This is a genomic window from Streptomyces sulfonofaciens (assembly GCF_014656295.1).
Classification (GTDB): Bacteria; Actinomycetota; Actinomycetes; order Streptomycetales; family Streptomycetaceae; genus Streptomyces; species Streptomyces sulfonofaciens.
Genome location: NZ_BNCD01000024.1, coordinates 41056 through 65465 on the forward strand (window position 1 = coordinate 41056; position 24410 = coordinate 65465).

General features: G+C 74.5%; 18 protein-coding genes. 17 read left to right on the top strand and 1 reads right to left on the bottom strand.

The window, feature by feature from the left end; translation table 11 throughout:
• Window positions 1-54: 54 nt before the first annotated feature.
• From IE313_RS29200 to IE313_RS36085, 9 genes are all read left to right on the top strand, one after another.
• The gene (locus tag IE313_RS29200) at window positions 55-1110 is read left to right on the top strand and encodes an NADH-quinone oxidoreductase subunit B family protein (RefSeq protein WP_229925051.1); all 1056 of its coding nucleotides are present in this window, start codon (window positions 55-57) and stop codon (window positions 1108-1110) included.
• 162 nt (window positions 1111-1272) lie between these two features.
• On the top strand, window positions 1273-3021 hold the full coding sequence (locus IE313_RS29205; RefSeq protein ID WP_229925064.1) for a nickel-dependent hydrogenase large subunit: 1749 nt from the start codon (window positions 1273-1275) through the stop codon (window positions 3019-3021).
• Window positions 3018-3572 carry a NifU-related iron-sulfur-binding protein gene (locus IE313_RS29210; RefSeq protein ID WP_189937490.1) on the top strand — a complete coding sequence of 185 codons (555 nt, stop codon included), beginning with the start codon at window positions 3018-3020 and terminating at the stop codon, window positions 3570-3572. The genes IE313_RS29205 and IE313_RS29210 overlap by 4 nt, the downstream gene beginning before the upstream one ends.
• Window positions 3569-4378, top strand: a complete 810-nt coding sequence (locus IE313_RS29215; RefSeq protein ID WP_189937492.1) for a DUF5947 family protein — start codon at window positions 3569-3571, stop codon at window positions 4376-4378. The genes IE313_RS29210 and IE313_RS29215 overlap by 4 nt, the downstream gene beginning before the upstream one ends.
• On the top strand, window positions 4371-4580 hold the full coding sequence (locus tag IE313_RS29220) for a hypothetical protein (RefSeq protein WP_189937494.1): 210 nt from the start codon (window positions 4371-4373) through the stop codon (window positions 4578-4580). The genes IE313_RS29215 and IE313_RS29220 overlap by 8 nt, the downstream gene beginning before the upstream one ends.
• The gene (locus IE313_RS29225; protein ID WP_189937497.1) at window positions 4577-5425 is read left to right on the top strand and encodes a DUF6084 family protein; all 849 of its coding nucleotides are present in this window, start codon (window positions 4577-4579) and stop codon (window positions 5423-5425) included. Before IE313_RS29220 ends, IE313_RS29225 begins: the two co-directional genes overlap by 4 nt.
• Window positions 5413-6471, top strand: a complete 1059-nt coding sequence (locus IE313_RS29230) for a hypothetical protein (protein ID WP_189937499.1) — start codon at window positions 5413-5415, stop codon at window positions 6469-6471. Before IE313_RS29225 ends, IE313_RS29230 begins: the two co-directional genes overlap by 13 nt.
• An 88-nt stretch (window positions 6472-6559) precedes the next feature.
• Window positions 6560-7459, top strand: a complete 900-nt coding sequence (locus IE313_RS29235; protein WP_189937501.1) for a hydrogenase maturation protease — start codon at window positions 6560-6562, stop codon at window positions 7457-7459.
• 25 nt (window positions 7460-7484) lie between these two features.
• Entirely contained in the window at window positions 7485-7616 is a 132-nt protein-coding gene (locus IE313_RS36085) for a DUF6893 family small protein (protein ID WP_268256803.1), read from the top strand.
• Window positions 7617-7789: 173 nt separating this feature from the next.
• Here IE313_RS36085 and IE313_RS29240 read toward each other — a convergent pair whose 3' ends face one another.
• Window positions 7790-8605 carry an enoyl-CoA hydratase gene (locus IE313_RS29240; protein WP_189937503.1) on the bottom strand — a complete coding sequence of 272 codons (816 nt, stop codon included), beginning with the start codon at window positions 8603-8605 and terminating at the stop codon, window positions 7790-7792.
• A gap of 393 nt (window positions 8606-8998) precedes the next feature.
• Between IE313_RS29240 and IE313_RS29245 the strand changes: the two genes are divergently transcribed.
• From IE313_RS29245 to IE313_RS29280, 8 genes are all read left to right on the top strand, one after another.
• Window positions 8999-10171, top strand: coding sequence for a fumarylacetoacetate hydrolase family protein (locus IE313_RS29245; protein WP_229925052.1), 1173 nt, complete (start codon window positions 8999-9001; stop codon window positions 10169-10171).
• Entirely contained in the window at window positions 10168-11637 is a 1470-nt protein-coding gene (locus IE313_RS29250) for an FAD-binding oxidoreductase (RefSeq protein WP_308439225.1), read from the top strand. Before IE313_RS29245 ends, IE313_RS29250 begins: the two co-directional genes overlap by 4 nt.
• A gap of 640 nt (window positions 11638-12277) precedes the next feature.
• Window positions 12278-13774, top strand: a complete 1497-nt coding sequence (locus tag IE313_RS29255; protein WP_229925053.1) for a 3-phosphoshikimate 1-carboxyvinyltransferase — start codon at window positions 12278-12280, stop codon at window positions 13772-13774.
• The gene (locus tag IE313_RS29260) at window positions 13755-15269 is read left to right on the top strand and encodes an aspartate aminotransferase family protein (RefSeq protein ID WP_229925054.1); all 1515 of its coding nucleotides are present in this window, start codon (window positions 13755-13757) and stop codon (window positions 15267-15269) included. Before IE313_RS29255 ends, IE313_RS29260 begins: the two co-directional genes overlap by 20 nt.
• Window positions 15266-16483 carry a Coenzyme F420 hydrogenase/dehydrogenase, beta subunit C-terminal domain gene (locus IE313_RS29265; protein ID WP_189937507.1) on the top strand — a complete coding sequence of 406 codons (1218 nt, stop codon included), beginning with the start codon at window positions 15266-15268 and terminating at the stop codon, window positions 16481-16483. Before IE313_RS29260 ends, IE313_RS29265 begins: the two co-directional genes overlap by 4 nt.
• The gene (locus IE313_RS29270) at window positions 16480-17622 is read left to right on the top strand and encodes a 3-hydroxyacyl-CoA dehydrogenase NAD-binding domain-containing protein (RefSeq protein WP_189937509.1); all 1143 of its coding nucleotides are present in this window, start codon (window positions 16480-16482) and stop codon (window positions 17620-17622) included. Before IE313_RS29265 ends, IE313_RS29270 begins: the two co-directional genes overlap by 4 nt.
• Window positions 17619-19598 carry a non-ribosomal peptide synthetase gene (locus IE313_RS29275; protein WP_189937511.1) on the top strand — a complete coding sequence of 660 codons (1980 nt, stop codon included), beginning with the start codon at window positions 17619-17621 and terminating at the stop codon, window positions 19596-19598. The genes IE313_RS29270 and IE313_RS29275 overlap by 4 nt, the downstream gene beginning before the upstream one ends.
• Window positions 19591-24408: a type I polyketide synthase gene (locus IE313_RS29280; RefSeq protein ID WP_189937513.1), complete on the top strand. Its 4818-nt coding sequence runs from the start codon at window positions 19591-19593 to the stop codon at window positions 24406-24408. The genes IE313_RS29275 and IE313_RS29280 overlap by 8 nt, the downstream gene beginning before the upstream one ends.
• The last annotated feature ends 2 nt before the right edge of the window (window positions 24409-24410 follow it).

Consider the following 24410-nt stretch of genomic DNA (forward strand, 5'->3'; position numbering starts at 1 on the left):
GGGGATCGTGACCCGCCGGCCCCGGCCCGGTGGCGCAGCCGAAGGGACGGCCTCATGGAGACCGAGACGATGACGACCACCACCGGCCTCGACGAGGTGCACATCCTGTGGACCTCCGAAGGCATGAGCTGCGACGGCGACACGGTCTCGGTGACCGCGGCCACACTGCCCAGCCTGGAGGACGTCCTCCTCGGCGCCGTGCCCGGCCTGCCCAGGGTGCACCTGCACAACAAGGTCCTCGCCTACGAGACCGGTGAGGACTTCCTCACCCCCTTCCGCCGAGCCGCCCAGGGCGACCTGGGCCCGTTCATCCTGGTCGTCGAGGGCTCCATCCCCAACGAGGAGATCAACGGCGACGGCTACTGGTCCGCCATGGGCAACGACCCGGAGACCGGCCAGCCGATGACGCTCACCGAGTGGATCGACCGGCTCGCGCCCAGGGCCTGGGCGGTCGTCGCCATCGGCACCTGCGCCACCTACGGCGGCATCCACGCCATGGCCGGCAACCCCACCGGCTGCATGGGCCTCGCGGACTACCTCGGCTGGGACTTCCGCTCCGCGGGCGACCTTCCGGTGGTGAACGTGCCCGGCTGCCCCGTCCAGCCCGACAACTTCATGGAGACCCTGCTGTGGGTGCTGCACCAGGCGGCGGGCCTCGCCCCCACCATCCCGCTGGACGACCAGCTCCGCCCCACCTGGCTGTTCGGCAAGACCGTGCACGAGGGATGCGACCGCGCCGCGTACTACGAGCAGGGTGACTTCGCCAAGGACTACAACTCCCCGAAGTGCCAGGTGAAGATCGGCTGCTGGGGCCCGGTGGTCAACTGCAACGTCACCAAGCGCGGCTGGATGGACGGCGTCGGGGGCTGCCCGAACGTCGGCGGCGTCTGCATCGGCTGCACCATGCCCGGATTTCCTGACAAGTTCATGCCGTTCATGGACGAGCCGCCCGGTGGCAGCGTGTCGTCCGGCCTGATGAGCCTGTACGGGCCCTTCGTCAGGACGCTGCGCTCGGTCACCAACGCCACCGTCAACAAAGAGCCCAGGTGGCGCCGCAGGGAGCCCGCGCTGACCAGCGGATACCAGCCGCGCTGGACGGGCCGCGGCTGAGCCCGCGAGCCCACGGCGGCCCGGCGCGACCCGGCGCGGCATCCGGAGCCGGCCCCTCACCACCGCCCCGCAGCACCGCAAGGCCATCCGCGAGAGGACCCCCAAGTGGCGACCGCCCAGAACACCCACGCGGCCCAGCAGCCCGACCTCACCGACCGCGATCTGACCGACGTGGCGTTCGACCCCATCACCCGGATCATCGGCAACCTCGGCATCTACACGAAGATCGACTTCCCGGCACGGGAGGTCGTCGAGTGCCGCAGCACGTCGTCGCTCTTCCGCGGCTACAGCGTCTTCATGAAGGGCAAGGACCCGCGCGACGCCCACTTCATCACCAGCCGGATCTGCGGCATCTGCGGAGACAACCACGCCACCTGCTCGCTCTACGCCCAGCAGATGGCCTACGGTGTCAAGCCCCCGCCGCTCGCCGACTGGATCATCAACCTCGGCGAGGCCGCCGAGTTCATGTTCGACCACACCCTCTTCCAGGACAACCTGGTCTTCGTCGACTACTGCGAGCGCATGGTCAAGGAGACCAACCCCGGCGTCCTCGAACAGGCCGAGCGCACCCCCGCCCCGGGCGCCGACCAGCACGGGTTCAGGACCATCGCCGACATCCTGCGCTCCTTCAACCCGTTCGAGGGCCGGACCTACAAGGAAGCCCTGCAACTCAGCAGGCTCACCCGCGAGATGTGCTGCCTGATGGAGGGCCGGCACGTGCACCCCTCGACGCTCTACCCGGGCGGCGTCGGCACGGTCGCCACCCCGCAGGTCTTCACCGACTACCTGGTGCGCCTGATGCGCGCCATGGACTTCGTCAAGCGTGCCGTGGCCATGAACGACGACGTCTTCGACTTCTGGTACGAGGCGCTGCCGGGCTACGACCAGGTGGGCCGCCGCCGCACCCTGCTGGGCTGCTGGGGCTCCTTCCAGGACCCCGACGTCGTCGACTACGACTACCGGCACATGAACGACTGGGGCAACGCGATGTTCGTGACCCCGGGCATCATCGTCGACAACGAACTCGTCACCACCAACCTCGTCGACATCAACCTGGGTATGCGGATCCTGCTCGGCAGCTCGTACTACGAGGACTGGACCGGCGAGGAGACCTACGTCGACAAGGACCCGCTCGGCAACCCCGTCGACAAGCGCCACCCCTGGAACCAGACCACCGTCCCCAAGCCGCAGAAGCGCGATCTTGACGGCGGCAAGTACAGCTGGGTGATGAGCCCGCGCTGGTACGACGAGCGCACCGGCGACCATCTCGCGCTCGACACCGGGGGCGGCCCGCTCGCCCGCCTGTGGTCCACCGCCCTCGCCGGCAAGGTCCGCACGCCCTATGTGCGCTCCACCGGCCAGGGCATCGAGATCGACCTGCCGAAGACGCCGTCGAGCCCCGAGGCGCACCTGCGGTGGAGCCCGCCGCCCTTTCCCAACACCCTGGAACGCAACCGCGCCCGGATGTACTTCGTCGCCTACGCCGCCGGCATGGCCCTCTACTTCGTGGAGCGCGCCCTCGCCGAGGTCCGGGCCGGGCGCACCAAGGTCTTCGAGGACTTCAAGGTGCCCAAGGAGGCCATCGGCGTCGGCTTCCACGAGGCGGTGCGCGGCGTGCTCTCGCACCACCTCGTGATCCGCGACCGCAAGATCGCCAACTACCACCCGTACCCGCCCACCCCCTGGAACGCCAGCCCCCGCGACCACTTCGGCACGCCGGGGCCCTACGAGGACGCCGTCCAGGGCATGACGATCTTCGAGGAGAACGGGCGGGAGGACTTCAAGGGCATCGACATCATGCGCACCGTACGCAGCTTCGACCCCTGCCTGCCCTGCGGAGTGCACATGTACCTCGGCGGCGGCAGGACCGTCACCCAGAGCCACGCGCCGACCCTGGGGGCACTGGCGTGACGGGACCCGGGGGCACGGCCGTGGACGACGGCGAGCTGCGCAGCCACGTGGCGCGCACCGAGGCGCTGCTTCGCCGGCTCCACGAACTGCCCGACCCCGCCGTCCGCGCGCAGGCCCTGGACGCCGTCGGCGCCCTCGTCACCCTCTACGGCGCCTGCCTGGAGCGGGTGCTGCGGCACACCGGCGAGGACACGGCCCGGACGCTCGCCGCCGACGAACTCGTCGGTCACCTGCTCCTGGTGCACGAACTGCACCCCGACCCGCCCGCCACCCGGATCAGCCGTGCCCTCGCCCAGCTCCCCGGCCCGTCCAGCGCCGAACTCCTCGCACTGGACGGGACCACCGCCCGTGTGCGGGTACGGACCTCGGGGTGCGCGAGCGCAGGCTGCGGCTCCGCGAACGACGGGCCGCGGGAACAGGTGGAGGCGGCGATCGCCTGGGCGGCCCCGGAGGTCGAGCGGGTGGAGCTGGCGCAGGACGCGGCACCCGGGACGCTGATCCCGGTCGAGGCGCTGCTGCGGTCCCCGGTCCTGGAGGGCGGTGCCCGGTGACGCCCGCCGCACCGCCCCGCGCCCCGCTCGCCGCCCCGGCGCTGCGCGGCCTCGCCCGCCGGCCGCTGCCGCCCGCGACCGTCCCCGCCGCCGAGGAGCGGTGCGACGTGTGCGCGCAGCCGGTGCCCGAGCAGCACCGCCACCTCCTGGACCCCGCGGCGGATACCCTCCTGTGCGCCTGCCAGGCATGCGCCCTGCTGTTCACCGCCGACATCCCCGGCACGGCCGGCATCCCCGGCACCACGGGCACGGCCGGCACCGCGGCCACCGCCGCACCGGCGGGACCGGTCGCGGCCGGTGACCGTGAGGCGCCCGGTGGGCGCCCGGCGCGCGGGCCCCGCTACCGGCTGATCCCGCAGCGCCGCCTGCGGCTGGCCGGGACCGTCATCGACGACCTCGGCTGGGCCGCACTGCGCGTGCCCGTCACCCTCGCCTTCTTCGTGGTCGCCGCACCGCCCGGCGACGGGGTGGAGGCGGGGTATCCGAGTGCGCTCGGCGTCACGCGCGCCACCGTGGACCGGGCGGTCTGGGACGCGATCACGGCACGCCACCCGGTCCTCGGCGGTCTCGCGCCGGGCACCGAGGCCCTGCTCGCGGACCGCTCCGGCGGCAGGCGCGAGCACTGGATCGTCCCACTGGACGACTGCTACCGGCTGGCCGCCGTGCTGCGGACGCAGTGGCGGGGTTTCACCGGGGGAGCGGAGGCGGAGGAGCAGGTGCGGCGCTTCCTGGCCGGGCTCGACCCGTCCGCGCCGGACACGCGCTCCTCTCAGACGACCGACGGAGAAGGGAAGGCCCATGGCTGACATCGAGGTCGGAGAGCCGGACGTGCGGCTGGATGCACCCGCGCACACCCCCGGGGTCCGGCAGGGCAACCACGAGGGGCTGCACAAGCGCCAGCCCGGTCACCTGCCCGACGACCGTTCCACCGCCCGCAGGTCCACCGGCATCTGCCCGGGCTCCAGGAACCCGATCCTGCCCGGCATGCCCAACCTCTCACCCGCATGACGCCGGCCGAGCACCAAACTGCGCCCGGCGCGTCGTCAGGTCCTGCGTCCGGCCCGGGATCCGGCCCGGCGCCGGACCCGGCGTCCGGCTCGCAGTCCGCGGGCCGCGGGCACCGCGGATCCAGCGCCGCTGGCGCACGCGCCGCCGGGCCCAGGGCGCGCCCCGACCTGCCCCAACTGGCCTTCACGGTCGCCGGCATCCGGCCGCTGGAGCACGCCGCGGTGCCCACGCTCGCGATCCGGCTGACCGTGACACGCACCGGCGGCGGCCCGGTGCGGTCCGTGCTGCTCACCACCGCGATCCGCATCGACGCCGCCCGGGGACCGCACGAGCACACCGACGCGGCCGCCCTCGCCCCGCTCTTCGGCCAGCCGGAGCAGTGGGCCACCAGCATGCGCCCGCTGACCTGGGCCCGGCTGACCACCGTCCTGCCGCCGTTCGACGACCGCAGTCACACCGACCTGGCGGTGCCCTGCACCGGCGACACCGAGCAGGCCCTGCGGACCTACTTCCGCGCCGTACGCGACGCGGACGTGCCCCTGGACCTGCTGTTCAGCGGCACCGTCTTCCACCGCGACGCGGAAGGCCGGCTGGCCACCGCCCGGATCCCCTGGGACACCGAGGCCACCTGCCTGCTGCCCGCCGCGCTCTGGCACGGCCTGACGGAGCGGTACTTCGGCCCCGGCAGATGGCTGAGAGTGAGCCGCGGGACCGGCGAGCGGCTCGACGCCTACGGAGCGGCACACGGACTGGTCGACACGGAGTCGAGCGTGGTGGCCCTCCTGGACGCCGCCGGCCCTTTCGCCGCGGCCGACGAGCCCGTGGAGGCGGCATGGACCCGCTAGCCGCGGTGGAGAAGATCGCCCGGACCTGCCTGTACGAGGGGTACCTCCTGTGGCCCTACCGCAGGTCCGCGCTGAAGAACGCCAAGCGCTGGACCTTCGGGGGCGTCTACCCGCACTCCGTGGCCGGGGCGCTCGGCGAACCGTCCCGGATGCGCACGGAAGTGCTGCTGGAGAGCGGGCCCGCAACGTCCGTGTCCGTGCAGGTGCGGTTCCTCCAGGTCGTCCACCGGCAGGTGTACCGCTGCGGGCCCGGGCCGGCCGGGGCGCGGGAGGCCGTCGACCGGCTGACGGTCGGCGACACCACTCATCTGACGTGGCAGGAGGCCACCGAACGCATCTGGACGCTGCCGCCCTGGCGGCCCGGCGGCACCCGCGTGCACCACATGGACGTCGAGTCCGGCACCGACGAGGAGCCCCTCCTCGATGCGTCCGGCCGGCGGGCGGGACTGCTGGTGCGGAGCTGGGAGCACCTGACGGCCCGCGTCGAGCTGGCCGCCGCACCCCTGAGCGCGACCACCGCCCGTGTCGCGGTCGGCGTCACCAACACCACCGCCTGCCCGCGGCCGGTCCCTGACCCCCGTGACGGCCGCGACCTGCTCGCCCCCTACGCGCTGGTGTCCACGCACACGGTGCTCACCGCCCGGGCGGGCACCTTCGCCTCGCTCGTCGACCCGCCGGACGGGCTGCGCGAGGCGGCCGCCGACTGCCGCAACGAGGGGACCTGGCCCGTGCTGGTGGGCGGGGAGCCCGGGGCGGTGGGTCACGACCCGCACCACTCCCGCACCGTGCTCTCCTCGCCGGTCACCCTGTACGACTTCCCCGGCGTCGCCCCCGAGAGCCCCGGCGACCTCTTCGACGGCGGAGAGATCGACCACCTGCTCATCCTCAACGTGCTCAGCCTCACCGCCGAGGAGCAGCGCGAGGCCCGGGCCACCGACCCGAGGGCCCGGGAGATCCTGGACCGCTGCGCGGCCCTGGCGCCCGGCGACCTGATGGCACTGCACGGCACGATCCGCGGCCTCCGACCGGCGCGGGAGGGCGCGTGAACGCGCGCGGCGGACCGCTCCCGCCCCGCACACGCCCCGCACCGCTCCCGCCCCGCACGCGCGCGGCGGACCGCCGCCGGGAGGCGCCATGACCCCGCACACCCCTGAACCTGCCGCTCCCGCCACCCCGGCGGCCGGCACGCACGCCCCGCGCACCGTGACCGTCGACGGCATCCCGCTCTCCCGCGGCAGCCGCGTCCTGCTCCGGCCCCGCGCCCGCGGCGACGTCCTCGACCTGGCGCTGACGGGCCGGCCGGCCGAGGTCGAGGACGTCGAGGAGGACACGGAGGGCCGCATCCACGTGGTCGTCACCCTGGAGGCGGACGAGGGCCGCCACTTCACCACGGGCCTCGGGCACCGCTTCTTCTTCGCACCGGACGAGGTGGAACCCGCGGGCCCGCCGCGGAAGCACACCGCCCGGCTGCTGGTCGCCGGGATCGGCAACGTCTTCCTGGCCGACGACGCGTTCGGTCCCGAGGTCATCGCCGCCCTCGGGACCGGCCCCGGGGGACTGCCCGCCGGTGTCCAGGCCGCGGACTTCGGCATCCGCGGCCTTGATCTGGCCTACCGGCTCCTCGACGGCTACGACACCGCCGTGTTCGTCGACGCAGCACCACGCGGCGCCGCCCCCGGCACCCTGCACCTGATCGAGCCGGACACCGCGGACGGCGCGGGGCTCGGAACGGCGGCCCCGCAGGGACACGGAATGGACCCGGTCCGGGTCCTCGCCCTCGCCGCCCGCCTCGCGGAGGACGCCGGAACGCCGTTGCCGCGGGTGGTCGTGCTCGGCTGCGAGCCCCTGGTACGGCTGCGCGGTGACGAGCCCGACGTCACGGTGGGCCTGAGCGCTCCGGTCCGTGCCGCGGTCGACGAGGCGGTCGCCCTGCTCCACCGGGTCGCCGCGGCCCTGCTCGCCGACCCCCGGGCCGCTCTCGACAGCCTGCTCGCGGGGGGCCGTTCGGGCCCCTGCCCGCGGCCGGCACCGTAAGGAAAGAAAGAAGGAGGTGAATGGCATGAAGCACGGCATCCGCATCCCGGCGACGGCCGTACGCGTCATGGTGGGCGCCCTCGCGGCGAGCACCCTGCTCGTCGCCGCCTTCAGCGCGCCCGACCTGGTGCGCTACCTGAAGATCAGGAGCATGTAGCCGCTGCGGTGCCGGGCGCACCCGGCGCCGCAGCGGCCGCCACCGCGGCGCTGCCCGTCGGCGTGCGGGCACCGCCGCGCGTACAGCGGCGCACCGCCGAGACCCCCCGGGGCCCGGTGCCCCGCGCAGCATCGCCGAACAGCCGCGGGCCGCGGGGCGCCGCCCGCGGCGGCTCACCGCCCCTGCCAGTCGGGCGGGCGTTTGCCGAGGAACGCGGTCACGCCCTCGTGGAAGTCCCGGCTGCCGTAGCACATTTCGTAGAGGTCGTCGGCGTGGCCCGGGTCGGCGGCGGCCAGCACCCGCCGGTCGGCCTCCTTGAGGGCCGCCAGGGTCAGCGGCGCACACCGGGCGATGTCGGCGGCCAACTCGTCGGCCCGGTCCTCGATGACGTCGGGCTCGACGACCTCCGTGACGAAGCCGGCCTCCTGCGCCTCCCCGGCGGGGATCAGCCGGGCGGTGAGCAGGGCACGCAGCGTGCGGGCCCGGCCCAGGCACGCGTGGAGGCGGGCGACCGCGGACGGCGACAGGCAGTTGCCGAGCGAGCGCCCGATCGGTACGCCGAACACCGCGTCCGGTGTGCACACCACCAGATCGCAGCAGGCGGCGATGACGAGCCCCGCACCCACCGCCGGACCCCGCACCACGGCCAGCGCGGGCATCCGCAGCCCGGCGAGGCGGGCCACCGCGCGGCCGACGCGCCGCTCGTAGGCGACGCCGTCCGCGCCGGAGGCGACGGCCCGGAACTCACGGATGTCGGTGCCGGCGGCGAAGGCGGCCCCGCCCGCACCGCGCACCACCGTCAGCCGCACCTCGTCGTCCGCGTCGATCTCCTCGCAGGCCCGCTCCAGTTCCTCGTACATCCGCAGGGTGAGGGCGTTGCGCTGACGCGGGTTGGCCAGGGTCAGATGGGCCGCGTGGCCGCCGGTGCCGGGCACGGGGCGCTTGGCCCAGTGCACCCGCGGCGCGTCCTGCGGTGTGCCGCCCGTCATGCCGCGGTGCCGTTCGCGGCGCGGGCCCGGGGGAGTGTCCCCGCGCTCGTGCGGTATCCGGCCCCACGGTGCTCGCCTCTGCGGTACCCGTCCGTGCGGTGCTCGTTCACGTGTCTCCCTGGTCGTCGTCGTGGTGCTCGCCCCGGCGGGGCGGGTGGCGGCGGATGCGCGCCGGCGTGCGCCCGGTCCTGGGGGAGAACCGAGCACCCGGCTCATGCCCTCCGTAGGGGGATCGGACTCCTTCGCCCGCCACGGGACCCGACGCGGGGTGGAGGCGCCGCGGGAGGGCGGCGGGCGCCATGGTCTGATGACAGGGGACGACGGTATCCGCCCCCACCGGTCTGCCGTGTCCCGAAAGGACAGCGCCACCCGAACCACTCAGCAGGAGGAACGTTGGACCCGAACGCCCTGTCGCCCGGCTCTGTGCTCCCCGTGGACCCGGACCGCGCCACCCTCGTCGCCCGTGTGCACGAGCCGGAGTGGGGCGGGCCCTGTGTGGCCGCGGTGCGCGGCGAGGAGGTCGTCGACCTGACCGCACTCGCACCCACCGTTACCGACCTGCTGGAGCGCGACGACGCAGGCGACCTCGTACGGGGTGCCGCGGGCGGGCGGACCTGGCGGCTCGGCGACCTGCTGGCCGCCACCGCCGCCGGCCGCCGCGACGTGCCTCGCCTGCTGGCGCCCGTCGACCTCCAGCTCGTCAAGGCGGCCGGTGTCACCTTCGCCCGCAGCATGCTGGAGCGGGTCATCGAGGAGCGCACCGGTGGCGACCCGTCGGGAGTCGAACGGGTGCGCGAGATGGTCGGACAGGCCGTCGGCGGCGCCCTCGCCCGCGTCCGGCCCGGCTCCCCGGAGGCCGCCAGGGCCAAGGAGCTGCTGATAGCCGAAGGGCTCTGGTCGCAGTACCTGGAGGTCGGCATCGGCCCCGACCCCGAGGTCTTCACCAAGGCGCCCGTGCTCTCCGCGGTCGGCACCGGGGCCGAGATCGGCATCCTCGCCTCCTCGGTGTGGAACAACCCGGAGCCCGAGGCCGTCCTCGCCGTCGACTCCCGCGGCCGGGTCCGCGGCGCCGCACTCGGCAACGACGTCAACCTCCGCGACGTCGAGGGCCGCAGCGCGCTGCTGCTGCCACGCGCCAAGGACAACAACGCCTCCTGCGCCATCGGGCCGTTCGTCCGGCTCTTCGACGACGGCTTCACCCTCGACGACGTGCGCGCGCTCGACATCGAGCTGCGGGTCGAGGGACAGGACGGCTTCGTGCTCCAAGGGCTCAGCTCCATGCGGGAGATCAGCCGCGACGTGCTGGACCTGGTGGCCTCCGTGCACGGCGCCCACCACCAGCACCCGGACGGCTTCGTGCTGTTCACCGGAACGCTCTTCGCACCCACCGAGGACCGTTCGGTGCCCGGTGAGGGCTTCACCCACGAGCCGGGGGACCTGGTGCGGATCGCCAGCCCGCGGCTCGGGGCCCTGGTGAACACCGTCACCACGAGCGAGACCGCGCCGCCGTGGGAGTTCGGGATCACCGCCCTGATGCGCAACCTCGCGGCACGGGGCCTGCTGTGAGCACCGACGCCCCGCAGCCGCCCGCCGGAGCCGAACCCGCACCCCCCGCCGGTGCCGCGCACCCCGCCCCCCTGCGCACCGCACTGGCCGAGCTGACCGCGCGGCTTCCCGCCGGCACCCTGGTCACGGACCCGGACGTGCTCGCCGCGCACCGCAGCGACCGCGCACCGTTCTGCCCGAGCGGCACGCCCGCCGCCCTGGTGCGCGCCCGCAGTACCGAGCAGGTCTCACTGGTGCTGGGGACCGCACACCGGTACCGCGTCCCCGTGGTGCCGCAGGCCGCGCGGACCGGTCTGGCCGGCGGCGCCAACGCCGTCGACGGCTGCATCCTGCTGTCGGTGGAGCGCATGGACCGCATCCTGGAGGTGGACACCGTCGACCAGGTGGCGGTCGCCGAAGCCGGCGTCGTCAACGCCGTCTTCTCCCGGGCGGTCGCCGAGCACGGCCTCTTCTACCCGCCGGACCCGTCCTCCTGGGAGATGTCGACGCTCGGCGGCAACGCCGCCACCAACGCCGGGGGCCTGTGCTGCGTGAAGTACGGCGTCACCGCGGACTTCGTCCGCGGCCTCACGGTGGTACTCGCCGACGGCTCCGTGCTGCGCACCGGCCGCCGCACCGCCAAGGGCGTCGCCGGATACGACCTCACGCACCTGTTCGTCGGCTCCGAGGGCACCCTGGGCGTCATCACCGAGGTGACGCTCGCCCTGCGGCCCGCCGCCCGGGCGCCGCTCACCGCCGTCGCCTTCTTCCCGGATCCGGCCGCGGCCTGTGCCGCGGTCGCCGACTACATGGCGGACGGCACCCGGCCCAGCCTGCTCGAACTCATGGACCGACCCACCATGGACGTCGTCTCCGCCTACCGCGACCTGGGTTTCCCGCCGGACGCGGGCGCGGTGCTGATCGCCCAGTCGGACCGCGGCGACCAGGCGCCCGGGGACCTGCGGAGGTTCGCCGGGACCGCTTCCAGGCACGGCGGGGACGCCGTCGTCGCCGAGGACCCGGCCGAGGCCGAGTTGCTGCTCGCCGCCCGGCGCCTGGTGGCCGTGGCCACCGAACGCCTCGGCGCGTACCTCGCCGACGACGTCTGCGTACCGCGCCGGGTGCTCGCGGACCTGGTCGACGGGGTCGCGGAGATCGCCCGCGAGCACGGCGTGCGGATCACCTGCGTCGCACACGCCGGGGACGGGAACCTCCACCCCCATGTGCTCTTCGATCCCGCGGACCCGGCCGAGGCGGAGCGCGCGCACCGGGCCTTCGGCGCGGTGATGGACCTCGGCCTGGCCCTCGGCGGCACCATCACCGGCGAGCACGGTGTCGGTGTGCTCAAGCGCGACTGGCTGGGAAAGGAACTCGGGCCCATCGGCCTGCGCGTACACCGCGACATCAAGCACGCCCTGGACCCGTACGGCATCCTCAACCCCGGCAAGGTCCTCCCCGCGGCGCACGACGCCGGCGCGGTCCACTAGCCGCCGCCCCGCTTCGGGCGCCCGCCCGAGCGGGGCCGGCGGATGGCCCCCGCGGGGTTGGCGGGGGAGCCGACACCGCTGTGCTCGCGGGCCGGTCGGGCCCGCCGGCAGGAGTTCCCGCACGAGCGCACCCTGATCGGGGAGCTGGCTCCTCCCGCTCGGCAGGTGCCGGGCCACGTGCCCCGGTCCCGCCCCGGAGATCACTCCACATCGGCTCCCACCAGGGCGGATTCGGCCTTTGTCGCCCGGCCTCCGCCCCGGTCATGACCTGATCACCTGCCGTTGACACCTGCTCGGTGGGGATGGTTGAGTCGATCTCGCCGGAGTTGATCGCCCGGTTCGCACTACTCCTCCCCGCGGGGCGCCCTACCACCCGACACCCCCTGACACCTCGGCGGACCGCCCCCCTCCCCGCTCACACCCCCACCCCACCCCTTTCTCCTCCCTCTCCTCTTCTTCCCCTCCTCTCCCCTTCTTCTCTTTCTTCTCTTTCTTCCCTTCTCCTCATTCTTCGTTCTCTTTCGATGTCGGTGCGTGGCCTGCGTCCACGTACACATGAACGTCTTGGGGATCGGAACGACCCGCTTCGAGGCCGACGTTGTGCTCGCCGGACCTTGGGGTCGATCCCGGAAACAGGAGCATGCTGTTGCTTGAGAGCCGGAAGACCGTTCAGGAAGCCCGCAGCAGGAACCCAGAAGAAACCGACGGCCCGGGGGAGTTCGACCGGCCGGCGACCGACTCGGCGCACCTGGTCGTGGACGGTGGCCGGGAACCGCCCGCCGACGGCCCGCTGTCGGTCACCGTCGCCGGAGACAAGTCGGTGAGCCACCGCGCGCTGCTGGCGGCGCTGTTACCGGGTGCGCCGCCCGTCCTCAGCGTGCGCAACGCGAACGCCGGTGGTGCCGTTCGCGCGTTGCTGCCCGCACTGGGCGCCCTCGGCCTGCGGGTCGACGCGGACGGAGACACCCTCGTCGTGCGACGGCCGGTGGCGCCCGTGCCGCAGCGCACACGGGGACACCCCGCCATCACCTCCTGGCCCGAGGACGTCCCGTACCTGGAGACGGGCGGTTCCAGCGCCGCCGCCCGGTTGCTGATCGGCATACTGGCCGGCACGGGCACCCGTGCCGTGGTGGACGGCGACGACGTGCTGCGCCACCGGCCCATGGAATGGCTGGTCGAGCCGCTGCGGGAGCTCGGGGCAGACCTGGAGTACCTGGCGGAGCCGGGCCGCCTGCCCGTGTACGTACGGGGACCGGTGTGCCGGACCCGAACGGTGGAGCTGTCCGTGGGCAGCGCGCAGGCGCGTTCCGGCGTACTGCTCGCGCTGGCCGCGGCGGATCTGCCGGCGACCGTACGGCACTCCGTCCGCTCGCGGGACCACACCGAGCGGATGCTCACCGCCTTCGGCGGCAGGCTGAGCGAGGCTCCCGGCGAGACCCGCTGGGCGGGTGGGCCCTGCACGATCCCGTCCGTGATCGACGTGCCGGCCGACCCCTCCCTCGCCGCGTATCCCGTAGCGGCCCATCTGATGTGGGGCGGCACCCACGCGCTGCGCGTCCCCAACGTCTGCCTGAACCCGACCCGGCTCGGCTTCTTCGAGGTGCTGCGGCGGGCCGGCGCGGACATCGCGTACGAGGATCGGCAGGTCACCGGCAGCGGTGAGCCCTGCGGCACGGTGGTGGCCAGGGGCGGCCTGAACGGCATCGACTCCGTACGGGTCGACGAACCCGCCGTGCTGCACTCGCTGCTCGACGAGGTGCCGCTGCTGGCCGTGGTCGCCGCCCGGCTGCCCGGCACGTCGTGGATCGGATGCGCCGAGGAACTGCGCTTCAAGGAGACGGACCGGCTGGACACCACCGCCCGCATGGCGACCGCGTTCGGTGCCAGTGTCGAGCCGGCCCCCGACGGGCTGACGGTGGTCGGTGGCGCCGCGCTGCGTGCCGGGCCCGTACCGGCCTTCGAGGACCACCGCATCGCCATGGCCGCCGGCACGCTCGCGATGTGCCTGCCCGGCCGTACGACGGTGTGGGGCGGTGCCTGCCACCGCACCTCGTTTCCCGACTTCGCCGAGGTGCAACGCGCCATCGGTGCCCGGATCGCGGAGGAGGAGGTCAGCGATGACCGAGGTGACGACTGACACGACGACCGGCGCAACGGCGAGGACGACGCCAGGCAGGCCGGCCGACACGGCGACGGGTACGCCGGCCGACACGGCGACGGGCACGGCGGCCGGGGCGCCGACCGGCACGCGGACCGCGGCGACCGCCGCCGGGAGCCGGCCGCCCGGTGTGCCGGACGGCCGCCGCACGGTGGAGGCGCGCTCCACGGGCACGACGCTCGGCCCCGAGTTCACTACCGGCAGCGGCCCCTGGCTCCGCACGGAGGACGGCACCGCCTGGTTCGACGGCACCGCGGGCAGCGGCGCCGCGACCCTCGGCCACCAGCACCCCGAGGTCACGGCGGCAGCGGCGGCCCAGCTCGGCCGACTGACCCACACCGCCTGCAAGCTGGGGTCCGACGTCCGTACCCGCATGGTCGAGCGGATCGGTGCGCTCTCCCCCTACGCGCAACCCGCGGTGCTGCCGACCGCGACCGGCGCGGAAGCCGTGGAGTCCGCCCTGAAGATCGCCCGGGCCGCCACCGGGCACCAGGCCGTGGTCACCTTCCGCTACGCCTACCACGGCAAGACGGCGGGCGCGCTGGCACTGACCTGGCGCACGGACTTCAAGGCGCACAGCGCCCCCCAGCCCGACTCGGTCGTCACGGCGGAGCTTCCCGATCCCCGTGTCCCGGGCGAGGCCGACGGCATGGCGCGCTTCGCGGCCGGGCTGTCCACGGCCCTGGACGCCGCCGACCTGCTCGGCGGCACGGCGGCCGTCGTCCTCGAACCGATCCAGGTGACCGAGGGCGTGCTTCCCGTCCCGCCCGCGGTCCTGGACGAGATCGCCCGGCAGGCCCACTCCAGGGGCGCGCTGCTGGTGCTGGACGAGATCTACACCGGACTGGGCAGGGCCGGACGGCTGTTCACCGCCGAGCTGATGAGCGGCCCCCCGGATCTGACCCTGCTCGGCAAGACCCTGGGCAACGGCTTTCCGGTCGGCGCGGTGGTGGGCGAGCGCGCGGTGGTGGACGCGCTGCCGCCGGGCGTCCAGACCTCCACCTTCTCCGGCCACCCGGTCTCCTGCGCCGCCGCCACCGCGGTGCTGGACGTCCTCGTGCGGCAGGACGTGGCGGGCCGGGCGCGGACACTCGGAGAGCGGCTGCACGCCGACCTCACGGCCCTGGCCGCCCGGCACCCGTGGATGCGTGCCGTCCGCACGGCCGGCGCTCTCGCCGCCTTCGACTGCGCGCCCGACGGCGCAGGGGGACCCGACCCCGCGCTGGCCAAGGCGGTCACGACCGGCGCGCTGCGCCAACGGCTGCTGCTGTTCGGCGGCGGGCCCGAGGGAGCGACGGTCAAGATCGTGCCGCCGGTGCTGCTGTCGGACGGCGAGTACCGCTGGATGGTGTCGGCGCTCGCCTCGGCGGTGTCGTCGGCGGAGGCGCACATGACGGGGCAGGCGGCGGAACGGACGGCAGGAGGGGGAGCGCCGGCGGTCGGCGGCACCTCCGCGAAAGGCAGTCGAATATGACGTTCCAGCAGTTGGAGAAAGACGTACTCGAACCCGAGCTGTGCACCGTGTGCGGTGCCTGCCAGCTCGCCTGCCCCGCAGGAGTGATCGGATTCGACGGGCTGGACCCGGTGCTCACCGCCGAGGACTGGACCGCCTCCGACTGCGGGGACTGCACCGACTGCCTCGACGTCTGCCCGGGCGCGGACCCCGGCACCCCGGCGACCGAGGAGCGCCTCTTCGGCCGCACCCGTACGGTGCAGGAGCGCTGGACCGGGGTCTTCACGGAGGTGGTCGCCGGGCACGCGGTCGACCCCGTGGTGTACGAGGCGTCCGCGAGCGGCGGCAGCCTCACCGCCCTCCTGCAGACCGCCATGCGGGAACTGGACGTGGCGGTGGTGCTTTCGATGGGGCGGGACGAACGCGAGCCCTGGCGGGCCGCGCCGGCGCTGCTGCGCGATCCCGACGAACTGGTGGAGACCGCCCAGTCGACCTACCAGCTCGCCCCCTACCTCGGCGCGTTGCGGCGCGTCATGATCGAGGAACCCGACGCCAAGGTGGCCATGTCCGGGGTGGCCTGCCACATCCAGGCGATGCGCAAGCTCCAGGCGATGGACACCGCGGCGGGCGGCTGGGCGCGGGACCACGTGGTGCTCCTCGTCGAGCCCGCCTGCTCCTCCAGCACCCGCCCCGAGGGCACGGCCGCGGTGATCAGGGAGCGCGCCCACGTCCTGCCCGACTCCGTGGTCCGGCTGCGCTACCGCGAGGGCGCCTACCCCGGCGACATCGGCATCCGTACGGACGACGGCGAAAGCCACCGGGTGGCGTTCTGGCAGGCGGTGCGGGACTTCGCGGGCAACAAGACGCACCGCTGCCTGTCCTGCGGCGACTGGATGTCGGGACTGGCCGACGTCAGCGTCAGCGACGGCGACCCGAACATCTTCGCGGCGAGCGTGACCGGCACCGAGCAGCCCAAGCACGGCCGGGTGTTCATCCGCACGAGGGCGGGCGCGGCAGCGGTCGCCGCCGGGCGCGAGCACGGACTGCTCAGCCACACGCCGGTGGACCTGACCGGCCTCAACCTCGGCCTGGAGCGCAAGCGCAACCGCCGGGCCTCCTACGAACGCTCCGGCAGGCCCGTCCCGCTGGGGCCGATACCCGGCTACCAGGAGGAGCTGGAGATCGTGCCCGACGAGAAGCTGATCGCGGCGCCGGCGGGGGAGCAGGACACATGACGCGGACCTACGGCGGATCCGCCGTTCACGAGGGCGCGGAGCCGGCCCGTGCGGCCGCCGCCGGGTCCGCCACCGCCCTGCCCGTACGGCAGCTCGTGGCGGCAGGCTCGGCCGAACCGGTCGTCGAGGAGGTGCGGCGCGAGCCGCCGGGACGCGGTGAGGTGCGGCTGCGCGCGGCCTGGAGCCTGGTCAGTCCGGGAACCGAACTGCACTACCTGGATCGCAGCGCCCGGACCGGCGAACGCTTCCCGCTCGGCTACTGTTCGGCGGGCGTGGTGGACGCGGTGGGCCCGGGCGCCCCCGGGTTCGCGCCGGGCGACCGGGTGATCGCCATGGGCTGGGCCGAGGCCGTGCACAGCGACGCGGTCACCGTGCCCCACCGACTGTGCCGCCGGGTGCCGGACGGCCTGGACCTCGCCGACGCGGTGGTGGCCAACCTCGCGGCGACGGCCGTGCACGCGGTGGACCGGGCGACGCTCGACGCCGCCGACGAGGTGGCCGTCGTGGGGGCCGGCATGGTCGGGCAACTGGTGGCGCAGACCGCGGCCGCCGGCGGGGCCCGGGTGACGCTGCTGGACGCACGGCGGGAACGGCTGCGAACCGCGGCCGCCCTCGGACTGGCGGCCGCCGACGCCGTGGACTTCCTGGCTCAGGACGGCCGGGGCGCCTTGGGCGCCGGGCCTTCAGCGGCAGGCACACGGGGCGGCAGATGCGTGTTCCTGTGCGTCACCGGAGAAGCGGGCGACACCCTCGCGGCGGCGGCCCGCTGGGCAGGCCGGGCCCCCGGCCGGCCCAGGCTGGTCGGCGTCGGCCGCTTCACCGCGCACGTCGACTTCAGCGTGGAGCTGGGCAACCTCGACATCCGCTTCGCCGCCCGCTGCGGTGCCGGCTACCGGGACCCGTCGTACGCCCGCGGGCTCAGCGAGGTCGCGGTGCCGGACGGCGAGGCGACCGTCACCGAGAACCTCCAGCGCGCCCTGGACCTGATCGGCGCGGGCGCCGTCCGCCCCTCCGCGATGGGGCTGCCGCGCCTCCCGCTGTCACGGGCCGCACAGGCGTACGGCGAGCTGCGGGAGCGCCCCGCGCACCCCGCCGTCCTCTTCGGCTACGGCGCCCACGAGGAGAGCGGAGCAGAGTGACACCGCAGAGCACCCACAGCGCGCGGCGGGCGGCGCACCCGGCCGCCACCGCGGTTCCGGCGGCGCCCACGGGGCACCGCCCGTTCCCCACCGCGGACCGCGCCATGACACTGGCGCACCGCTTCCTGGCCCAGGCCGCCGAGCACCCCGAGCGTCAGGCCGTGGTCACCCCGGAGGTCCGCTGGACCTACCGCGAGACCGCGCTGCGCTCGGCCCGGGTCGCCGCCGCGCTGGACGCGGCCGGGCTGTGCCCCGGCGACCGGGTCGGCCTGCTCTTCTCGCACGGCGCGCAGATGATCGCCGCGCTCCTCGGGGTGCTGCGGGCCGGCATGTCCTACGTACCGCTCGACGCCGCGTACCCCCAGGCCCGGCTCGGCTTCATGGCCGAGGACGCGCGCCTGCGGGCGCTGGTCACCGCCGGGAGCACCGTGGGGACGGCCCGTCGACTGGCCGGCGGGCGACCCGTGCTGAGGTACGAGGACCTGGTCGCCGCAGAAACGGCAGGATACGCAGAGGGCCCCCGGGCGGAGCCCGGCGGCGAGGCGTACGTCCTCTACACCTCCGGATCCACCGGCCGCCCCAAGCCGGTGGCGCAGACCCACCGCAACGTGCTGCACCACACCCGGGCCTGGACCGACGGGCTGGGCATCGGGCATCTGGACCGGGTCACCCTGCAGTCCGCCTACAGTTGGGACTCGGCCGTCCAGGACACCTTCTCGGCCCTGCTCAACGGCGCCGCGCTGTACCCCGTCGACCTCAAGTCGCTGGGCGTGGCGGGTCTGCTGGAGTGGCTGGCCGCCGAGCGGATCACCGTGTACCACTCCACGCTCCCCGTGTTCAGGGCCCTCACCGGGGCCATGGAGTCGAGGGGCACCGCGCTGCCCGCGATGCGCATGCTCGCACTCGGCGGGGACACCGTCCACCTGGCCGACCTCGACGCCGCCCGACGCCGCTTCGGTGCGCACTGCCGCATCGCCGGCGCGTACGGCTCGACCGAGTGCTCGTGCGCCCTGCTGCGCGTCGCCGACCGGGACTACCGGCCGCCGACCGGGGTCTTCCCGCTGGGCTTCGCGGTGGCCGAGACGGACGTATGGCTGCGGGACGCGGACGGGGGCCGGGTCGAGGGGCCGGGCGAGGGAGAGATCGTCGTCGAGAGCCCCTACCTCGCGCCCGGCACGACCCCCGACGGCCGGACCTACCGCACCGGCGACCTCGCCCGGCGGCTGGACGACGGCACGCTGCTGCTGATCGGACGCCGCGACTTCCAGGTGAAGATCTCCGGGATCCGGGTGGAGACCGGCGAGGTGGAGAGCGCGCTGAAGGAACTGCCCCAGGTGCGGGAGGCGGTCGTGATGCCGTTCGCCGACCGGCTGGGGGAGCGGCAACTGGCCGCCTACCTGGTCGCGGCCGACGGCGCGGCACCGGAGCCGACCGCGCTGCGGGCGGCCCTGCGGGCCGTGCTGCCCGACCACGCCGTACCCACCGCGTTCGTAGCGCTGGACACCCTTCCCCTGACCCCCAACCACAAGATCGACCGGGCCGCCCTGCCCGACCCGCTCGCGGCGGGCGCGGCGGCATCTGCGGCGCCGCCTGCGGACGGAACGCGCGCGGAGCCCGCCGGCGCCGGCCCGCTGGAGCGCGTGGTGGCCGACGCCTGGCGCGAGGTGCTGGGCATCGGCGCCGTCGGCCCGGACGACAACTTCTTCGACCTGGGCGGCACCTCGCTGCGGGTGGCCGCCGTACACGAACGGCTCACCCGCACCGTGGCGCCCGGACTGCGGATGACCGACCTCTACCGCGCCCCGACCATCCGCCGTCTGGTGCGGCTCATCGACAGCGGCCGAGGGGACCCGTCGGCCGGCGCCACCCGGGGAGCCCGCCGGCGCACCGCCCAGCTCGCCCGGCGCGCCGCGCCCCGCACCCGCAACACACCCCCGCTCCCGGACGACCGGCCATCAGGAGGCACCCGTGACTGACCGTCCCCACGACGAGACACCCGACGGGACGGCCCCGGACCCCGCCGGCACCGACGGCCGGATCGCCGTCGTCGGACTGGACTGCCGGCTGCCGGGCGCCGGGAACCACACCGAGTTCTGGCAGAACCTGCTGGCGGGCACCGAGCACCTCACCGACATCGACGAGGAGCGGCTGCGCGCTGCCGGGATCCCGCAGGAGTCGCTCGCCCACCCCCGCTACGTCCGGCGGGCCGCGGTGGTGGAGGACGCCGATCTCTTCGACGCGTCGTTCTTCTACCTCAGCGCCCGCGAGGCCGAGCGCATGGACCCCCAGCTCCGGCTCTTCCTGCAGTCCTCATGGGCCGCCCTGGAGCACAGCGGCCACGACTCCGAGCAGTACCGGGGCCGGATCGGCGTCTTCGCCGGCGCGCTGGCCAGCACGTACCTGCTGAACAACGTGCTGACGGGGGAGCGGGGCTTCAACGGATCGCTGCACCGGATGCGCCAGGACCTGTCCACCATGATGGGCAACGATCCCAACTACCTGGCCACCCGAGTCTCGTACCACCTCAACCTCACCGGCCCCAGTGTCTCGGTGCAGACGGCGTGCTCCACCTCCCTGGTCGCCGTGCACATGGCGATGCAGAGCCTGCTGGCGCACGAGTGCGACGCCGCGCTGGCCGGCGGTGTCGCGCTGCGCTTCCCGCAGGAGGCCGGGTACCTCCACGAGACGGACGGGATCGCCTCGGCGTCCGGCCGGGTGAGGCCGTTCGACGCCGACGCGGACGGCACGGTCTTCGGCAACGGCGTGGGCGTCGTCGTGCTCAAGCGGCTCGCGGACGCGCTCGCCGAGGGCGACACCGTCTGGGCCGTGCTGCGCGGCTCCGCGATCGGCAACGACGGTGCCGACCGGATCGGCTACACCGCGCCCGGGGTCGACGGCCAGGCCAATGTGCTGGCCGAGGCGCTGGCCGTCGCGGACGTGGACCCCGCGACCGTGAGCTACCTGGAGGCGCACGGCACGGGTACCAGGATGGGTGACCCCATCGAACTGGCCGCCGCCGCCCAGTCCTACGAGATCGCCGGCGCCCCACCGCTGACGATCGGGTCCGTCAAGGCCAACCTCGGCCATCTGAGCACCGCGGCCGGGGTGACCGCGCTGATCAAGTGCGTGCTGATGCTGCGCCACCGCACCCTCGTCCCCACGCCGCACTTCGGGCGCTGGAACCCCGAGTGCGATGTCGCCGGCACCCGCTTCCGCGTCGGTACGCGTACCGAGCCGTGGCACTCCCCGGACGGCGGCCCGCTGCGCTGCGCGATCACCTCGACCGGGATGGGCGGGACCACGGCGCACGTCCTCCTGGAGGAGGCACCGGCCCCGGCCGTCCCGGCCACGGCACCCGCGCCACCGGTGGTGCTGCTGCCGGTCTCCGCGAAGTCGCCCGCCGCGCTGGAGACGGCGCGCCGGCAGCTTGCCGACCACCTGGAGGCGACGGCGCCGGGGACGGCGGCCCCCGAGGAGCAGGCGGCCCTCGGTGACTCCGCCCTCCATGACGCCGCCTACACCCTCGCCACCGCCCGCCGCACCTTCAACTACCGCGCCGTCGTCACCGCTCCCGACCGGCAGACGGCGGTGCGCGCCCTGCGCAGCGCCGACCCGCGCTTCACCCACCAGGACAGCGGTCAGCCCGCCGACCGGCCGGTGACCCTGCTCCTTCCGGGCCAGGGCGTCCAGTACCCCGGCATGGGACAGGGCTGGTACGAGCACCTGCCCGCCTTCCGCGCGGTGCTCGACGAATGCGCCGAACTGCTGCGCCCGCACCTGGGCCTGGACCTCAGGGACGCCCTCTACCCCCGGCTGCGCGGGTACACCGGCGAGCCGCACGACCTCAACCGCACCCGGCTGACCCAACCCGCCCTGTTCGCGGTCGAGTACGCCCTCGCCCGGCAGTGGGCGGTCTGGGGAGTGCGGCCCGCCGCGCTGATCGGGCACAGCGTCGGCGAGTACGTCGCCGCCACCCTCTCCGGCGTGTTCCGGCTGCCCGACGCGCTGCGCGTCATCGCGGAGCGCGGCCGGCTGGTGGACGCACTGCCGGGCGGGGCTATGGCGTCGGTGATGCTCTCCCCCGACGAACTGGCCCCCTACCTCGAAGGCGGCGGCGTCGCGCTCGCCGCCGTGAACGAGCCGGCCGTGTGCACCGTCGCCGGCACCAGTCAGGACCTGCGCGAGCTCACCGGGCGGCTGAGTGCCGACGGCGTCGCGCACCGCAGGGTCGTCACCTCGCACGCCTTCCACTCTGCGATGCTGGAGCCGGCCGTCGCCCCGCTCACCGAGGTGCTGCGGGGTGTCGGACTCCGGCGCCCGCAGGTGCCCTTCCTCTCCAACGTCACCGGCACCTGGATACGCGACGAGGAGGCGACGGACCCGGCGTACTGGGGCGCCCACCTGCGCGCCACGGTGCGCTTCGCCGACGGTGTCGCCACGGTGCTCGCCGACGGCGACCACGTGTTCCTGGAGGTCGGGCCGGGCCAGACCCTCGCCACCTTCACCCGCCGGCACCCGGACCGGGAGACGGGCGTACCGGTGCTCACCTCCGCCTCCCGCGGCCGGGACGCCGGTGCCGACCTGACCGCGGTGACCGCCGCGCTCGGCCGGCTCTGGGCGGCCGGCCTCGGCGTCGACTGGCAGGGCTTCTACGCGGACCGCGGACGCGGCCGGGTGCCGCTGCCGACCTATCCCTTCGAGGGCACCCGCTACTGGGTCGAGCCCGGCAGCAGCCGGATCGGCGCGGACACCGCCGCGGGCGGCCTCGGGGGCCGGACGACCAAGCTGCACCTGGACGACTGGTTCTCCGCCCCCGTGTGGCGGCAGGCCGTCGGCACCCTCGACACGGCCCCCGAGCCGATCGCCGACCCCGTGCTGCTCTTCGCCGACACCGAGGGCACCGCCGCCCGGCTGGCCGGGCACGCCTTCACCGGCGAGGTGCTCACCGTGACCGCGGGCACCGCCTACCTCCGCAGCGGGGACACCTGGACACTGCGACCGGACTGCGAGGAGGACCACGGCAGGCTCGTCGCCGACCTGCTCGCCGAGGAGCGGCTGCCCGACCGCGTCGTACACGCCTGGTCCACCGCACCGCTGCCCGGCGCCCGTGGCAAGGAGCGCTTCGAACGGGCCCAGCGGCACGGCCTCTACAGCCTGATCGCCCTCGTCAAGGCGCTCAGCGAGCACGGCGTCACACGCCCGCTGCACCTCGACATCCTCAGCGCCGGCGCCTTCGCCGTCAGCCCCGCCGAACCGGAACCGGTGGCCGAACTGGTCCCCCTGTCCGTCGCCGCCCGGGTGATCGGGCAGGAGCACGGCAACATCGGCGCCCGGCACTTCGACCTGCCCGCCGCCCCCGACGACCGGTCGCTGCGGGCGCTCGCCGCCGAACTGGCCGGACTGCGCCGCCCGGAGGTCGCCACCACCCTGCGCGGTGCCACCCGCTGGATCGCCGACCTGGCGCCCGTACGGGCCGACTGGACGGCCAAGGCGGCCTCCCGGCTGCGCGACGGGGGCGTCTACCTGATCACCGGCGGGCTCGGCGAGATCGGCTCCACCCTCGCGCGCTGGCTGCGCCGCGAGTGCCCCGGCGCCCGGCTGGCCCTGCTCACCCGCGACCCGCTGCCACCGCGCGGCACCTGGGACGCCTGGCAGGCCGAGCACGCGGCGGACGACGGGACCGCGCTGCGCATCGAGCGGCTGCGCACCCTGGAGGCCGACGGCGCGGAGCCGTTGCTCGTGCACGCGGACGTGGCCGACGAGGACGCGCTGCGCGCCGCCGTCGAACAGGTCACCGGGCACTTCGGCGGACTGGACGGCGTGGTGCACGCGGCCGGGCTGCCCAGCGAGCAGTGGGACCGGGCGGTCACCGCCTCCAGCGTCGAGCAGTGCCAGTGGCACTTCGCACCCAAGGCACACGGCCAGCTCGCCCTGGAGAAGGTCCTCGCCGACCACCCCGTGGACTTCTGCCTGCTGATGTCCTCGCTGGCCGGTGTCCTCGGCGGCCTGCGGCTGCTCGGCTACGGCGCCGCCAACCACTTCATGGACGCCGCGGCCGAACGGGCCAACCGCGGCCTTGACCGAACGGTGTGGATCAGCGCGGCCTGGGACGTCTGGCAGCACCACCAGGACGAGAAGCGGGCCATCTCCGCCATCGGCCGCAGCATGGACGACAAGGCCATCCAGCCGGAGGAGGGGCTTGAGGCCGTCCGCCGGCTCCTGACGCTGCGTGACGTCTCCCATGTCGCCGTCTCCACCTGGGACATGGCCCACCGGCTCGACCAGTGGGTGCGCGACGAGCGGATCGCCTCCCCGGCCGCCGGGACCGCCGGCCCCGGCGCCGCCACGGGCACCACCGATCACGACGGCGCGGACGGCGACCTGGCCGACCAGGTGGCACGACTGGTGCGGGAGGCGCTGGGCAGCGAGGACATGCCGCTCGACGGCGACATCTTCGAGTTCGGCGGTGACTCCCTGCTGATCGTGCGGCTGCTTTCCGACGTGCGTGACCGCTTCTCCGCCGAGGTGCCGCTCGCCGACGTGCTGGGGGATCCGACGCCGCGGGCGCTGGCCGGCTTCGTGCAGCGGCGCATCGAAGCGCGCGCCGCTGCGGAGGCACCCGGCACCGCGTCCGACCCCGCGCCCGAACAGGCGGCCCGCGCGGCGGACGGCGACGACGACATCGAGGCGCTGGCGGCCGACCTGGCCCTGCTCGACGCCGACGAGATCGAACGGCTGCTGGCCGAGGCCCAGCAGGACGCACCCCGGCAGGAACAGGAAAGCTGATC